Origin of the sequence: Nonomuraea sp. MTCD27 (assembly GCF_041950495.1) — a bacterium.
Classification (GTDB): Bacteria; Actinomycetota; Actinomycetes; order Streptosporangiales; family Streptosporangiaceae; genus Nonomuraea.
Genome location: NZ_JBGNUW010000010.1, coordinates 130,728 through 145,286 on the forward strand (window position 1 = coordinate 130,728; position 14,559 = coordinate 145,286).

The following is a 14,559-nucleotide window of genomic DNA, read 5'->3' on the forward strand; positions in this document are numbered from 1 at the left end:
TTCGGGTCGGAAAGGGACGTACGTGAAGTCGATACGAGTGGCTGTGGCCGCCGCAACGGTGGCCGTGGCACTGACCGCCTGCTCCTCCCCCATGCAGGCCGGGGCCGCGGCCGTGGTCGGGAACGAGCGCATCTCGACGAGCAAGCTCAACACGGACACGCAGGCTTACCTCGCCGCGCTGAAGCGGGCCAAGCTGGACGAGTCGGCGCTGGGCGTGCCGGTCATCCAGGTCGTGCTGCAGCGCCTGGTCAACGTGAGCGTGTCCAGGCAGCTCATGGCCCGGCACAACGTCCAGGTGAGCGAGACGGAGGTCGACGCCGCGCTCAAGGACCCGGGGCAGTTCGAGTCGCCCGAGATCAACCTGCTGGCCAACGGAGTCTCGCCGAACGACGCCCGCGACTACGGCCGGGTGATGGTGGGCCTGTCGAAGCTGCAGCAGAAGTTCGGCCAGGCCGGGCAGCAGCGGCTGGTCGCGGAGTTCAGCTCGATCAAGCCGGTCTTCAACCCGCGTTACGGCACGCTCAACCCGCAGCGCTCGGAGCAGAACCCGGCGCTGTTCGTCGACACCGGCAGGTTCGGCAAGCTCACCCAGCAGGCGCAGCCGCAGCCGCAGCAGGGCTGATCGTGCCGCTGATCGTCGTCACCACCTCGCCCAGGGTCGCGCCGGGCCTGCTGAGCCACCAGGCCTGGCAGGCGCTGCGCTCCGGGCCGGTGCTGACCGCCTCCGCCGCCCATCCGCAGCTTCCCTACCTGGCGGAGGCCGGGGTCGAGGTCGAGGTCGTCGAGCCGGACCCGTCCGGTCTGGCGCGGCGGGCGGTCGCCGAGACCGTGGTGTGGCTCTCCGAGCAGGACGGCGAGAACTTCATGCGGGCCGTCGGGCACGCCGCGGTCGCGCTGGCGGAGCCGCCGGTGATCGAGGTCGTGCCGGGGTCGTACGACCTGCCGGGCGCGCGGGTGCTCGACCTGGTCGCGGTGATGGACCGGCTGCGCACCGAGTGCCCGTGGGACCGCAAGCAGACGCACGAGACGCTGGTGCCGTACCTGCTGGAAGAGGCCTACGAAGTGCTCGAGACCATCGAGCGGGGCGACTACCAGGCGCTCCGGGAGGAGCTGGGCGACCTGCTGCTGCAGGTGGTGTTCCACGCCCGGGTGGCCGACGACTTCGACATGGACGACGTGGCGGCCGGGATCGTGGACAAGCTCGTCCGCCGCCACCCCCACGTGTTCGGCTCCGTACGCGTCGAGAGCGCGGACGAGGTCAACGACAACTGGGACGCGATCAAGGCGGCCGAGCGGGCGGCCAAGGGCACGGAGTCGGTGCTCGACGGGGTCCCCATGGGGCAGCCGGCACTGTCGCTGGCCGCGCAGCTGGTGCGCCGGGCCGAGCGGGCCGGGGCGCCGGAGTCGTTGTCGGCCGCGGTCGGGCAGGGGGTCGCGCGGGAGCTGTTCGACCTGGTGCGGCGGGCCGCCGAGGGCGGGCTGGACGCCGAGGCCGAGCTGCGCGCGGCGGCGCGGTCGTACCGTGACCGGGTGCGCGCGTGGGAGTCGTCCGGCCAGGACCGGGGCTGACCGGCGGGGGCGCAGGCCCGTGCAGTCTTCGGGTGCGGGCGTACCGATAGGCTCTGATGGCATATTGCCTTTCGATTTAGGAGCGCATCCCGTGGCTACCATCGAGGTCGTATACGCTCGCGAGATCCTCGACTCCCGGGGCAACCCGACGGTCGAGGTCGAGGTGGTGCTCGACGACGGCAGCACCGGCCGCGCGGCCGTGCCGAGCGGGGCGTCCACCGGCCAGTTCGAGGCGGTCGAGCTGCGTGACGGCGGCAAGCGCTATGGCGGCAAGGGCGTGGAGAAGGCCGTGCTCGCCGTGACCGACGAGATCTTCGACGAGATCAGCGGCGTCGAGGCCGAGGACCAGCGCATCATCGACCAGATCATGATCGACCTGGACCGCACGCCCAACAAGGCCAAGCTCGGCGCCAACGCCATCCTGGGTGTCTCGCTGGCCGTGGCCAAGGCCGCCGCCGACAGCGCCGACCTGCCGCTCTTCCGCTACCTGGGCGGCCCCAACGCCCACGTGCTGCCGGTGCCGATGATGAACATCCTCAACGGCGGCGCCCACGCCGACACCAACGTGGACATCCAGGAGTTCATGATCGCGCCGATCGGGGCGGAGACGTTCCGCGAGGCCGTGCGCATGGGCACCGAGGTCTACCACGCGCTCAAGAGCGTGCTGAAGGAGAAGGGCTACGCCACGGGCCTGGGCGACGAGGGCGGCTTCGCGCCCAACCTGCCCTCCAACCGCGACGCGCTCGACCTGATCCTGGTCGCCATCGAGCGGGCCGGCTACGTGCCGGGCGAGGACATCGCGCTGGCTCTCGACGTGGCCGCCTCCGAGTTCCACAAGGACGGCGTCTACACGATCGACGGCAAGGGCCTCTCGGCGCAGGAGCTCATCGCCTTCTACGAGGACCTGGTCGCCAACTACCCGCTCGTCTCGATCGAGGACCCGCTCGACGAGGAGGACTGGGAGGGCTGGAAGGCCATCACCACCTCGCTCGGCGACAAGGTGCAGCTCGTCGGCGACGACCTGTTCGTGACCAACCCCGAGCGGCTGGAGCGGGGCATCAAGGACGGCGCGGCCAACGCCCTGCTGGTCAAGGTCAACCAGATCGGCACGCTGTCGGAGACACTCGACGCCGTGGACCTGGCCCACCGCAGCGGCTACCGGTGCATGATGAGCCACCGCTCCGGCGAGACCGAGGACACGACGATCGCCGACCTCGCCGTGGCGGTCAACTGCGGCCAGATCAAGACCGGCGCCCCGGCCCGCTCGGACCGGGTGGCGAAATACAACCAGCTGCTGCGTATCGAGGAGCTCCTCGACGACGCCGCCCGCTACGCGGGTCGCGCGGCGTTCCCGCGTTTCCGGCGCTAGTTTCGAGTACGGCTCGCGGCACCCCGATCCGGCCGCGAGCCGCACTTGAGGGGGTGTGCAGCAAATGGCGAAAAGGCCGCAGCTGACCGGGCGGGCCGCCATCCTGGCCGTCGTGGTGTGCGCGATCGCGATGAGCCTGGCCTACCCTGTGCGCGAATACATCAGCCTGCGCCGCAGCATCTCGGAGCTGCGGGCCGAGAAGGCCAGGGTCGAGGCCGAGAAGCAGGCGTTGCTGGCCCGTGACCGGCAGAGCGACGATCCCAACTGGATCAAGAAGACGGCCAAGGAACGGCTGCACTACTGCGGGCCCGGCGAGAAGTGCTATGTGGTGATGGAGCCCGAACAGGGCAAGGAACAGACGGCCGTGAAACAGCCGGCGACGGTGCCGCCGTGGTATCAGACGCTCTGGGAGTCCGTGGAGGCCGCCGACAAGGGCACCGGTCGCCGGGCTGTGACGGGAAAGGAAAGCGTTGGACAGTAAGGACGTCGAGGTCGTACGGGAGCAGCTCGGGCGGCCGCCCAGAGGGCTGCGCGCGGTCGCGCACCGCTGCCCTTGCGGCAACCCCGACGTGGTGGAGACCGCGCCGCGGCTGCCGGACGGCTCGCCCTTCCCGACCCTCTACTACCTGACCTGCCCCAAGGCGGCCTCCGCCATCGGCACGCTGGAGGGCTCGGGGCTGATGCGCGAGATGCAGGCCAGGCTGGCCACCGATCCCGAGCTGGCGGCCTCCTACCGCGCCGCGCACGACGACTACGTGGCCAGGCGCGACAGGGCGGCGCAGGAAGAGGGCCTGGCGCCGCTCCCGCGCGACATGCAGAGCACGGGGGGAATGCCGCAGCGGGTCAAGTGCCTGCACGCGCTCGTGGCGCACGAGCTGGCGGTGCCCGGGGCCAACCCGTTCGGCAGGGAGGCGCTGGACGCTCTCCCCGACTGGTGGAGTGACGGACCATGCGTGTAGCCGCCATCGACTGCGGCACCAATTCCGTACGCCTGCTCATCGCCGACGTCGAGCGGGACGAGCTCGGCGACGTCGAGCGGCGGATGGAGATCGTCCGGCTCGGCCAGGGCGTCGACAGGACCGGCCGGCTGGCGCCGGAGGCCCTGGAGCGCACGTTCGCGGCCATGCGCGGCTACCAGGAGCTGATCGACCGGCACGGCGCCACCGCCACGCGCGTGGTGGCCACGAGCGCGACCAGGGACGCGGCCAACCGGCAGGAGTTCGTGGACGGCGTCCGCAAGATCTTCGGGGTGGAGCCCGAGGTGGTGACGGGGGCCGAGGAGGCCGAGCTGTCGTTCACGGGCGCGACCAGGGGGCTGGTGCACCTGTCGCCCGAGACGGAGGTGCCTCAGGGCCCGCTGCCTCCCTACCTGGTGGTGGACATCGGCGGCGGCTCCACCGAGTTCGTGGTCGGCTCCGAGCACGCGCAGGCGGCACTGTCGGTGGACATCGGCTGCGTACGCCTGACCGAGCGGCATCTGCGCGACGCCGGCGACCCGCCGTCGGCGCCGGCGCTGGAGGCCGTGGTGGCCGACATCGAGGCCGCCCTCGACGGGGTCGAGGCGGAGGTCCCCGTCCGGCAGGCGCACACGCTGGTGGGCCTGGCGGGCTCGGTGACGACGGTGGCGGGCATCGCGCTCGACCTGCCGGCCTACGACTCCGCCCGCATTCACCACTCGCGGATTTCCGCCGAGCAGGTGCACGACGTCACGCGGCGGCTGCTCGCGATGACCCATAGTGAGCGCGCGGCTCTGCCCGTGATGCATCCCGGGAGGGTTGACGTGATTGGCACCGGCGCGCTAATTCTTGACCGCATCGTCCGTCGTTTCGCGTTCTCGCAGGTCGTCGTGAGCGAACACGACATCTTGGATGGAATCGCCTGGTCCCTTGCCGGATAGCTGAAGAAATCCGGACATTTCCGATCCGCGGGTCGTGTTGAGCGTGCAATCACTATTGTGATTAGGTAAAGGGGCATTACGGGGGCTTTGCCATATCGCTGTGCGCGAAAGGCGCTGGCGTGGCGACCGTTCCCGAGCGCGTCTCTTCCCTCACGGAATGGAGCACTCTCACATGATGTCTGTTGGGTTAGCACGCAGGGCCGCTGCGTTCGGCGCGTCGGCCGCGGTGCTGGCCACCATGGCCGCGGGCCTGGTCGCCGGCCCCGCGCAGGCTGCCACCTCGGCCACGGCCGCGGGCAAGGCCGCGTCGGGACCCAAGGTCTCGGTCTCCGCGCCGAAGGCCTCTCCCGGTGACTACGAAGGTTCCTGCCCGGCCAAGGTGAACTTCTCGGCCAAGATCAAGGTGCCTGTCAAGGGCAAGACGGAGCTGGCCTACCGCTGGCTCCACGGTGACGGGTCCAAGAGCAAGGTCAACGTGATCAAGCTCAGCGGCAAGGGCACCAAGACGGTGACGGTCAAGCAGTCCATCACCTTCAAGGAAGACGTCAAGGGCTGGGAGGCCGTTCAGGTCCTCGGTCCGAAGAAGGTCACTTCCAAGAAGGGCTACTTCGCCGTCGACTGCCAGAAGCCGCAGGAGAACGTGCGTACGCACCTCGACGTCTCGGTCAGCGCCCGCGCCTGGGCCAGCCCGAGCTCGTACGCCGGCCCCTGCACCCCCGGCGACAAGATCGACTTCGTCGGCCTGATCGAGACCACCCGCCCGACGTGGGTGCGTTACCGCTGGGTCCTCAACGGTGACGTCGTCGACTACGGCAAGATCAAGGTCCGCGACGCGCGCAAGGTCGGCTTCGGCATCTCCCCGCGTCACAGCCAGCGCGGCTGGGCGCAGCTCGAGATCCTCGGCCCTGACGGCACGTCCTCCAACCGGGCCTACTACAAGGTCTGGTGCAAGGACAGCGCCCCTGAGGCTCCCGCCACCAAGGTGAGCGCCTCCTCCTCGGTGTCGACCACGAGCGACTGCAAGGTCTTCGCGAGCGGCACCGTCAGCTCGACCGGCGCCGGCAAGGTCCGTTGGACCTGGACGCTGAACGGCACGGTCGTGGGTGGCAGCGAGACGTACTTCGGCCGCCACGGTGGCACGAAGGCCGTCGAGACGATCACCAAGGAGCTGACCGGCGACGCCGCCAAGGGCGGCACTGTCACGCTGTCGGTCTTCGGCCCCGGTGACAGCGCCGCGGTCACGAAGTCCTACCCCGCGTGCCAGGTCCCGACGACGCCGACGCCTTCGCCGTCGCCGTCTTCGTCGACCACGCCGAGCGCGCCGTCCGCCTCCTGAGCGGAACGACGCTGATCGGCTGAACCGGGTGGCACCTTCGGGCGCCACCCGGTTTTTCGGTTGCCACTATTCTGCTTTGCACAGTAGTGTGCATCGCGTGGACAGCAGCCAGCTCCTCAAGGGCGTGCTCGACCTGGCCGTGCTGGCCGTGCTCGACGAACGTGACGGCTACGGCTACGACGTCGTGCGCAGGCTCAGGGAGGCCGGTCTGCAGGACGTGGGCGACGCCTCCGTCTACGGCACGCTGCGCCGCCTGTTCAAGGCCGGCGCGCTGACCTCTTACGTGGTGGCCTCCGACGAGGGGCCGCACCGCAAGTACTACGGGCTCAACGACGTCGGCAGGGAGATGTACGCCGCCTCGGCCAAGACCTGGGCCTCCTTCTCGGCCACCATGGCAGCCCTGCTCAAGGAGGGACAAGCATGACCCCCGAACAGTACGCCCAGGCCGTACGGGAGGCTCTGGCCGGCCATCCCGAGCGGGAGGAGTTGCTGGAAGACCTCGACGACCACCTGGCCGAGATCGCCGCGGACCCCGGCCTGCCGCTGGAGGACCGGCTCGGGCCGCCCGAGGCCTACGCCGAGGAGCTGGCGGCCGCGTACGGGGAGCGCCCCGAGCGGGGCCCCAGGAAGCGCCTGGACCCGCGCGCGTGGGCCCGGAGGGCGCATACCGGGCTGATGGGACAGGGGCCCTACAGGAGCTTCGTGGGCTTCCTGCCGGAGTTGCGGCCGGGGTGGTGGGTGCTGCGCGGCTACGTGCTGGCCATGCTGCTGCTGTCCATGACGGGCGAGGGGCAGGTCGCCCCGGAGAACCCCGCCGACTGGGCAGTCGTGGCGGCCGGGGTCTGGGTCTCGGTCTGGTTCGGCCGGCGGCGCAGGAGGCGGCCGGTGGTGCTGGTGGCGCTGGCGGCCAACGTGGTGGCCTCCTTGGCGCTGCTCGCGGGCCTGGCGCAGGCGGAGTCGCCGCAGCCGCGGGAGGTCTACATGGCCCAGCCCGACGTGTGGATGCGGCAGGCGTCGTCCGACGGCGTCTACAACATCCAGCCCTACGCCAAGGACGGCACCCCGCTGACCGACGTCTACCTCTACGACCAGGACGGCAACCCGCTCACGACCGATCCCGAGGACTACGGCTACGAGGTGGACCGGTCATGTGGCGAGCCGGTGCTCAACCGCTATCCGCTGCCGCTGGTCGAGCAGCGGGCGGCACTGGCGGCGGAGACGGGCCCGTCGCCCACGCCGTCGGCGTGTCCCACCCCGGAGCCGGCCCAGGTCCCGGCGGCCACGGCGACGCCCGCGCCCGTCCCCACGCCCGCGAAGACGCCCGCGAAGACGCCGGCGAAGGACTGATCGGGCACCATCGGTGTCATGAGTTTCGTACCTCCTGGCACCGGCTGGCCCGACGACCCCGCGACCGCTGACACGCCGGTCGCGCTCGATCCCGCCGACGTGCGCCGCCTCGCCGCCGCCAGCGGCACCCTCGCGGAGCTCACGGCCAGGCAGTCCGTCTGCCGCGCGTGCCCCCGCCTGGTGGAGTGGCGCGAGGAGGTCGCGGAGGTGAAGCGGCGCGCGTTCGCGGAGGAGACGTACTGGGGCCGTCCCGTCCCCGGGTGGGGCGCCGAGCAGCCGCGGATCCTGCTGGTCGGGCTGGCGCCGGCCGCCCACGGGGGCAACCGGACCGGGCGCATCTTCACCGGCGACCGCAGCGGCGACTGGCTGTTCGCCTCCCTGCACCGCAGCGGCCTGGCCGCGCGGGAGACCAGCACGCACGCGGGGGACGGCCAGCGGCTCCTGGGGACGCGCGTGCTGGCCTCCGTGCGCTGCGCCCCGCCCGCGAACAAGCCGGCGCCGTCGGAGAAGGCCACGTGCTTCCCGTGGATGGCGCGGGAGGTGGCGCTGGTCGCGCCGGACGTACGGGTGATCGTGGCGCTGGGCGGCTACGCCTGGCAGGCGATGTGGCCCGCGCTCAAGGACGCCGGCTACGCGCTGCCGCGCAGCCGGCCGCCGTTCGGCCACGGGGCCGAGGTCGAGGTCCGGTACGGCGATGCCCCCGTCACGCTCGTCGGCTGCTACCACCCGAGCCAGCAGAACACCTTCACCGGCCGCGTCACCGCCCAGATGCTGGACGACGTCTTCTCGAGGGCCAGGTCACTGGCTGTGTGACGCGTCCCACCATCCCCCGATTGGATTCGTCGAAAGCGAGGACGTAGGCTTGTGAATGCTTTCACAAGCACTCTCCACGAGGGATGGGGCCTCAGGATGAACAAGCACATTTTGATCGTCGGCGGTGGCTACGTCGGCCTGTACACGGCGCTCCGGCTGCAGCGCAAGCTCCACCGGGAGCTGCGCGGCGGCGAAGCCCGCATCACCATCATCGACCCCCAGTCCTACATGACCTACCAGCCGTTCCTGCCTGAGGCCGCGGCGGGCAACCTGTCGCCGCGCCACATGGTGGCCCCGCTGCGGCGGATCCTCCCGAAGGTCCGCATACTCAACGGAACGGTGACCAAGATCAATCACTCCGAGCGTACCGTCACCTTCCGGCCCGCCGAGGGGGAGGGCCGGAAGGTGGCCTACGACGTGATCGTGATGGCCGCGGGCTCGATCTCCCGCACGCTGCCCATTCCCGGGCTCACCGACATCGGCATCGGCTTCAAGACCGTCGGTGAGGCCATCGCGCTGCGCAACCGCGTGCTGCACCTGCTCGACGTGGCCGAGTCGACCGACGACCCGGAGATCAAGCGCAGGGCGCTGACGTTCGTGGTGGTGGGGGCCGGCTTCGCGGGCGTCGAGGCGCTGGCCGAGCTCGAGGACATGGCGAAGGACTCCACCCGCTACTACCGCAACATCGAGCCGTCCGACCTGCGCTGGGTGCTCGTGGAGGCGACGAACCGGGTGCTGCCCGAGGTCGGCCCCGAGATGGGCAAGTGGACGCTGGAGCAGCTGCGCGAGCGCGGCATCGACGTCAAGCTCGAGACCCGCCTGGTGTCCTGCGAGGGCGGCCACGTGGTGCTGTCGGACGGCTCGGAGTTCGAGGCCGAGACCCTCGTGTGGACCGCCGGGGTCAAGCCCAGCCCCGTGGTGAACGACAGCGACCTCCCGCTCGACGAGCGCGGCCGGATCAAGGCCACCGCCACGCTCACGGTGGCGGGCACGCCCGACGCCTTCACCGCCGGGGACGCCGCGGGGGTGCCGGACGTGACGAACCCGGGCCAGTACTGCGCCCCGAACGCCCAGCACGCGGTGCGCCAGGCCAAGGTGCTCGCCGACAACATCGTCCGCCTCCTGCGCGGGCAGGAACTGGTCGAATACCGCCACAAGTATGTCGGATCGGTGGCCGGTCTCGGCCTGCACCAGGGCGTCGCCAATGTCTATGGCGTCAAGCTTCGCGGATTCCCTGCGTGGTTCATGCACCGGACCTACCATCTGTCGCGGGTGCCGACGCTGAACCGCAAGGTCCGTGTCGTCGTCGATTGGACCCTGGCCCTGTTCTTCAAGCGAGAGACGATCTCTCTGGGTGAGATGGAGCACCCGCGCGAGGGCTTCAGGGCCGCCGTGGCGACGACTCGCCGCTAGCCCAGGTACGGCAGCGCCCCGGCGATCATCGCCGGGGCGTTTTCGGCACCCCTGGTCGCAAGCAGAAGGGGTACCACGGGTGGGTCTCTCAGCGGTGACCGTGCTCGGCGTCGACCGGCCTGGCGTGATCGCCGCAGTAACCGGTTCGCTCGCCGACTGCGGCGCGAACATCCAGGACTCGACCATGACGTTGCTCGGGGGCCACGTGGCGATGATGCTGCTCGTGTCCGGCGAGCTGGACTCGGCCGAGCTGATGAAGCGCGTGGGCGAGCCGGACCTCGTGATCACCGCTTCGGCCATCGAGGCCCGCCGCCACTTCTGCGACGACGGCGGCGGCCTGGGTTACGTGCTGACCGTGCACGGTCCCGACCGGCCGGGCATCATCTCCGCGATCAGCGCCGTGCTCGCCGCGGACGGCGGCAACATCACCGGCATGAGCACCAGGCTCACCGGCCGCCTGTACGTGCTGATCGCCGACGTCGAGCTACCCGAGGAGGTGGACGTGGCGGCGCTCATGCGCAGGCTGGCGGCCGTCGGCGCCAGCCTGGACTCGGACATAACCTTCCGGCCCGTCGAACCGGACCTGTTGTGACCCGGCCGGCCGGGACCCCCCGGGGGACCGCGCGGAAGCTGCTCGGCGCCCCGCACCCCATCCTGTCCGCCGTGGCGGAGCCGGTGGACCCGACCGCCCCCGAAGTCGTGGCCGCGGCGGCCGACCTCCTGGCCACCCTGCGCCACGAGCCCGCCACGACCGGCCTGGCCGCCCCCCAGATCGGCCTGAGCTGGCGGCTGATCGCCTTTGACGCCGGTCTCCACCCCAGGAGCCGTTCGTGGGCCGGAGAGCTCGTGGTGGCCAATCCACGGCTCGCGGGCGCGGCCCACTGGGACCACGGGCGCGAGGGCTGCGCATCCATCAGGGGGCTCACCGCCGACGTGTGCCGTGCGACGCGTATCACCGTACATGGGCATTTGCCAGGCACCGGCGAGACCGTCACCATCGAAGCTGATGCCTTCGAAGCTCGCTGCATTCAGCACCAACTGGACCATCTGGACGGTCTACTCTTCTTGGACAGAGTCCCTGGAGCGCTATCACTTCACCGCAGACTTCACAGTTGTGACGCCTGATGCGAAGTTGTGCTCCTCGGAAGCATGGTCCGTTTCGTATGATTGCGGCGCCCCCGTAGCCCAATGGCAGAGGCAAACCCCTTAAAAGGGTTGACGTGCGGGTTCGAATCCCGCCGGGGGCACTTGCCATCTTCATTGTCTTTGGGTCTCTGACCTGGAGGTTTACCGCGATCGTCGGACTGGGCCCGGGCGTGCCCTTCGTGGTCGATATCGAGTTGTTATGGAGTTGTTCTGTCACCGGCCGATCACTGCTGGTGGAGGGCCGGTGCCGTACCGGTGGAGTGCGTCGCGGGTGGCCCGGTAACCTCCGGTGGACAGGGTGTGGATGTGGGCCCGTGTTCGCCCGCCCGAAAACTTTTCGTGCTCCTCTCGATATTGACAACGCGTCGGTTTCCTGCTTTCTCCCGCGCTTTGCGGATGTTTCTTTCCGTGAATGGCCGACTACGCTTTACAACCGGCCTTTTCGTTCCGGGAAACACGGATAGTCGCCGACCGGGCCTCCGCCGGGCCGGGCGCCCCTGGCCGGCCGCCCCTCCGGGAAGGGTTTCCGGCGGCGGATGATCAGGGGAACTCTCCGGTGGGCACGTTCGTTGAGAACGGAGCCGTCCCGAATGAACATCGATCTAGAGCGACAGTTGACCAAGGTGCCGCCGCGCCCCTTAGGCTCGGCGTCACAGGAGGCAGCGATGGAGAGCAAGAACCCCGTATTCAGCAGGTCGCGGCAGCAGGCCGCGACGGGCTGGGCAGGTCCCAACCCGTCCCCCGACCAGTTGCAGAACATGTACGACGCGCCGTCGTACGCACCACCGTCCCGGCCGGCGTTCCGGACCATGACGCTCGACGACGTCGTGGTCCGAGGGTTCCTGACCCTCGGGACACTCGTCGTGGCCGCTGCCGCGGCCTGGATCCTGAACGTCCCGCCGATGGTCGCCATCGGCGCGGCCGTCGTCGCGCTGATCCTCGGGCTGATCGCCTCGTTCACGATGAGCACCAACCCGGCGCTCATCCTGGCGTACGCGGTGTTCGAGGGCGTGTTCCTCGGCAAGATCAGCTCGGTCTTCGAGGGCATGGTCAGCGGCATCGTGCTGCAGGCGGTGCTCGGCACGGCATTCGCGTTCGGCGCGGTGCTGACCGTCTACTCCCTGCGCATCGTCCGCGTCACGCCCAAGCTGGTGAAGTTCACCGTCGCGGCCGCCATCGCGGCACTCGGGCTGCTGCTCGTCAACATGCTCGTGGGCCTGTTCAATGACGGTGGTCTCGGCCTGCGCACCGACAGCCCGATCGGCTGGATCTTCAGCGTCGTCATGATCCTGCTCGGCTGCTTCTTCCTGCTGCTCGACTTCGACTCGATCGAGCAGGGCGTCAAGCAGGGCGCCCCGGAGAAGTTCGCCTGGCAGTGCGCGTTCGGCCTGACGCTGAGCCTGGTGTGGATCTACCTCGAGGTGCTCCGGTTCGTCAGCTATTTCACCAGTAGCGACTAGCCGTTCAGCCTCGTGTCACCCCAGAGGGCCTCGCCGTTCCGGCGGGGCCCTCTCGCTGTGCGACCGAAAATCTACCCGCCGTCACAAAATGATGCCAGGTTGGGGGCTTGCCATTCTCACGTGGGTGTTGCAGTGTCAAGCAAAGGACCTTAATCCGCGGAGGTGCCCATGTCCTTGAACCACTCACCGGAGACGCAGACAAAGCTGATCGCCAGAGTCCCCACGATAACGGGACGCGAACTCCCAGAGTGGTTTCAAGCCATCGACAACGGCCCGGCTTTCCTGAGGTGTGACGAGCGGGCCAACTGGCTCGCCGACGAGCACGGGCTGACCCACGGCTACGCCGCCGCCATCGTCCACGAGCACGAGCGGCACCGCCGTAACCGCATGGGCTTCATCTAGGCCCAAACCCATCCCCGCGCCCGTGCCCCAAGCACGGGCGCGTCATCATGGGGGGATGGATCTCGACACGGCACTCGGCTTTCTCCGCAGCAACCACCACGCGGTCCTGCTGACCAGGCATCCGGATGGGCGCCCGCAGATGTCCCCGGTCACGGTAGGAGTCCAGGACGGCCACGTGGTCATCAGCACTAGGGAAACGGCGATCAAGGTCCGTAACCTGCGCCGCGATCCGCAGGTGTCGCTGTGCGTCTTCACCGACCGGTTCTTCGGCGAGTGGATCCAGGTGGACGGCACGGCGGAGGTCGTCTCCCTGCCGGAGGCCATGGAGCACCTGGTCACCTACTACCGCGACATCTCGGGCGAGCACCCCGACTGGGAGGACTACCGCGCCGCCATGGTCCGCGACCGGCGCGTGATCGTGCGGGTCACCCCGACCCGGGTGGGGCCGGAGCACCACGGCTGAGGCCGGGCGCCCGGTTGCGCGGGCGCCCGACCACCGTACATACGGTCTGCTAAGGGCGTACGGTCAGCTCAGGCGCTCGATGACCATCGCCATGCCCTGGCCGCCGCCCACGCACATCGTCTCCAGCCCGATGTTCTTGTCGTGGTGCTGCAGGCTGTTGATCAGCGTCGAGGTGATCCGGGCCCCCGTCATCCCGAACGGGTGCCCGACCGCGATCGCCCCGCCGTTGACGTTGAGCCGGTCGAGGTCGATCCCGAGCTCGCGGTAGGAGGGGATCACCTGGGCCGCGAACGCCTCGTTGATCTCCACCAGGTCGATGTCGTCGATCGCCATCCCGGCCCTGGACAGCGCCTGCTTCGACGCCTCCACCGGCCCGAGCCCCATGATCTCCGGCGACAGGCCGGAGACGCCGGTGGACACGATCCTGGCCAGCGGCGTGATGCCCAGCTCGGCCGCCTTGACGTCGCTCATCACGACGACCGCCGCGGCGCCGTCGTTCAGCGGGCAGCAGTTGCCGGCCGTGACGGTCCCGTCGGGGCGGAAGACGGGGGCCAGCGAGGAGACCTTCTCGTATGTCGTCCCCGCCCGCGGCCCGTCGTCCTTGCCGACCACGGTGCCGTCCGGCAGGGTCACGGGCGTGATGTCCTTCTGCCAGAACCCGTCGGCCAGCGCCTTCTCGGCCAGGTTCTGCGACCGCACGCCGAACTCGTCCTGCTCCTGGCGGGAGACCCCCTTGATCTGGGCGACGTTCTCGGCCGTCTGGCCCATGGCCACGTAGACGTCGGGGATCTCGCCGTCCTGGCGCGGGTCGTGCCAGGCGCGCCCGCCCTCGGCGAACGACTTCGTCCGGCCCAGCGCGTCGAGGAAGATCGGGTTGTGGGTGTCGGGCAGCGAGTCGGAGTTGCCCTTGGTGAAGCGGGAGACGGTCTCCACGCCGGCCGAGACGAACACGTCGCCCTCGCCCGCCTTGATCGCGTGGAAGGCCATCCTGGTGGTCTGCAGCGACGAGGAGCAGTAGCGGGTCACCGTGGTGCCCGGCACGTCGTCGAGCCCCAGCATCACCGCCACCACCCGGGCCATGTTGAAGCCCTGCTCACCACCGGGAAGCCCGCAGCCGAGCATGATGTCCTCGATCGAGGACGGGTCGAGCTGGGGCACCTTGGCCAGCGCCGCCTGGATCATCTGCACGGTCAGGTCGTCGGGCCTGATGTCCTTGAGCGAGCCCTTGAAGGCTCGTCCGATCGGGGAACGCGCGGTTGCGACGATGACTGCCTCGGGCATGGCCCCTCCTTTGTCGGCGCTAATAGTAGAACTATATTCCAGTTCTTCGCGCAAGGCCCGCGG

The 14,559-nt window shown here is 69.6% G+C and carries 17 protein-coding genes and 1 tRNA gene; 17 read left to right on the plus strand and 1 reads right to left on the minus strand.

The window, feature by feature from the left end; all coding sequences use genetic code 11:
• Positions 1 to 22 precede the first annotated feature (22 nt).
• The 17 genes from ACBJ59_RS28400 to ACBJ59_RS28480 all read left to right on the plus strand — a co-directional run bounded on the left by ACBJ59_RS28400 (position 23) and on the right by ACBJ59_RS28480 (position 13,215).
• Positions 23 to 622, plus strand: a complete 600-nt coding sequence (locus tag ACBJ59_RS28400) for a SurA N-terminal domain-containing protein (protein ID WP_375113291.1) — start codon at positions 23 to 25, stop codon at positions 620 to 622.
• A 2-nt stretch (positions 623 to 624) separates the two neighbouring features.
• Positions 625 to 1,569: a MazG family protein gene (locus ACBJ59_RS28405; protein WP_375113292.1), complete on the plus strand. Its 945-nt coding sequence runs from the start codon at positions 625 to 627 to the stop codon at positions 1,567 to 1,569.
• A 91-nt stretch (positions 1,570 to 1,660) separates the two neighbouring features.
• The gene (gene eno / locus ACBJ59_RS28410; protein ID WP_375113293.1) at positions 1,661 to 2,938 is read left to right on the plus strand and encodes a phosphopyruvate hydratase; all 1,278 of its coding nucleotides are present in this window, start codon (positions 1,661 to 1,663) and stop codon (positions 2,936 to 2,938) included.
• 64 nt (positions 2,939 to 3,002) lie between these two features.
• Entirely contained in the window at positions 3,003 to 3,419 is a 417-nt protein-coding gene (locus ACBJ59_RS28415) for a septum formation initiator family protein (RefSeq protein ID WP_375113294.1), read from the plus strand.
• Positions 3,409 to 3,897 carry a DUF501 domain-containing protein gene (locus ACBJ59_RS28420; protein WP_375113295.1) on the plus strand — a complete coding sequence of 163 codons (489 nt, stop codon included), beginning with the start codon at positions 3,409 to 3,411 and terminating at the stop codon, positions 3,895 to 3,897. Before ACBJ59_RS28415 ends, ACBJ59_RS28420 begins: the two co-directional genes overlap by 11 nt.
• Positions 3,888 to 4,835, plus strand: a complete 948-nt coding sequence (locus tag ACBJ59_RS28425) for an exopolyphosphatase (RefSeq protein WP_375113296.1) — start codon at positions 3,888 to 3,890, stop codon at positions 4,833 to 4,835. The genes ACBJ59_RS28420 and ACBJ59_RS28425 overlap by 10 nt, the downstream gene beginning before the upstream one ends.
• Positions 4,836 to 5,007: 172 nt before the next feature.
• Positions 5,008 to 6,171 (plus strand): hypothetical protein, encoded by a 1,164-nt coding sequence (locus ACBJ59_RS28430; RefSeq protein WP_375113297.1) that lies wholly within the window; start codon positions 5,008 to 5,010, stop codon positions 6,169 to 6,171.
• 97 nt (positions 6,172 to 6,268) lie between these two features.
• Positions 6,269 to 6,595 carry a PadR family transcriptional regulator gene (locus ACBJ59_RS28435; protein ID WP_364129007.1) on the plus strand — a complete coding sequence of 109 codons (327 nt, stop codon included), beginning with the start codon at positions 6,269 to 6,271 and terminating at the stop codon, positions 6,593 to 6,595.
• Positions 6,592 to 7,518: a hypothetical protein gene (locus ACBJ59_RS28440; protein WP_375113298.1), complete on the plus strand. Its 927-nt coding sequence runs from the start codon at positions 6,592 to 6,594 to the stop codon at positions 7,516 to 7,518. The genes ACBJ59_RS28435 and ACBJ59_RS28440 overlap by 4 nt, the downstream gene beginning before the upstream one ends.
• An 18-nt stretch (positions 7,519 to 7,536) precedes the next feature.
• Entirely contained in the window at positions 7,537 to 8,331 is a 795-nt protein-coding gene (locus ACBJ59_RS28445) for a uracil-DNA glycosylase (protein ID WP_375113299.1), read from the plus strand.
• Between the two features lie 96 nt (positions 8,332 to 8,427).
• The gene (locus ACBJ59_RS28450; protein WP_375113300.1) at positions 8,428 to 9,744 is read left to right on the plus strand and encodes an NAD(P)/FAD-dependent oxidoreductase; all 1,317 of its coding nucleotides are present in this window, start codon (positions 8,428 to 8,430) and stop codon (positions 9,742 to 9,744) included.
• 79 nt (positions 9,745 to 9,823) lie between these two features.
• Positions 9,824 to 10,336 (plus strand): ACT domain-containing protein, encoded by a 513-nt coding sequence (locus ACBJ59_RS28455; RefSeq protein WP_364129018.1) that lies wholly within the window; start codon positions 9,824 to 9,826, stop codon positions 10,334 to 10,336.
• Complete coding sequence (locus ACBJ59_RS28460; RefSeq protein ID WP_375113301.1) at positions 10,333 to 10,869, plus strand: peptide deformylase; 537 nt, start codon at positions 10,333 to 10,335, stop codon at positions 10,867 to 10,869. The genes ACBJ59_RS28455 and ACBJ59_RS28460 overlap by 4 nt, the downstream gene beginning before the upstream one ends.
• A 49-nt stretch (positions 10,870 to 10,918) precedes the next feature.
• Positions 10,919 to 10,991: transfer RNA gene (locus ACBJ59_RS28465), tRNA-Leu, on the plus strand.
• Between the two features lie 564 nt (positions 10,992 to 11,555).
• Entirely contained in the window at positions 11,556 to 12,350 is a 795-nt protein-coding gene (locus tag ACBJ59_RS28470; protein WP_375113302.1) for a Bax inhibitor-1/YccA family protein, read from the plus strand.
• A gap of 168 nt (positions 12,351 to 12,518) precedes the next feature.
• Positions 12,519 to 12,752 (plus strand): DUF4287 domain-containing protein, encoded by a 234-nt coding sequence (locus ACBJ59_RS28475; protein ID WP_043628756.1) that lies wholly within the window; start codon positions 12,519 to 12,521, stop codon positions 12,750 to 12,752.
• A 55-nt stretch (positions 12,753 to 12,807) separates the two neighbouring features.
• Entirely contained in the window at positions 12,808 to 13,215 is a 408-nt protein-coding gene (locus ACBJ59_RS28480) for a PPOX class F420-dependent oxidoreductase (RefSeq protein ID WP_375113303.1), read from the plus strand.
• 63 nt (positions 13,216 to 13,278) lie between these two features.
• On the opposite strand, the gene ACBJ59_RS28485 is transcribed toward ACBJ59_RS28480, so the two are convergent.
• Complete coding sequence (locus tag ACBJ59_RS28485) at positions 13,279 to 14,496, minus strand: acetyl-CoA C-acetyltransferase (RefSeq protein WP_375113304.1); 1,218 nt, start codon at positions 14,494 to 14,496, stop codon at positions 13,279 to 13,281.
• Between the last annotated feature and the right edge of the window lie 63 nt (positions 14,497 to 14,559).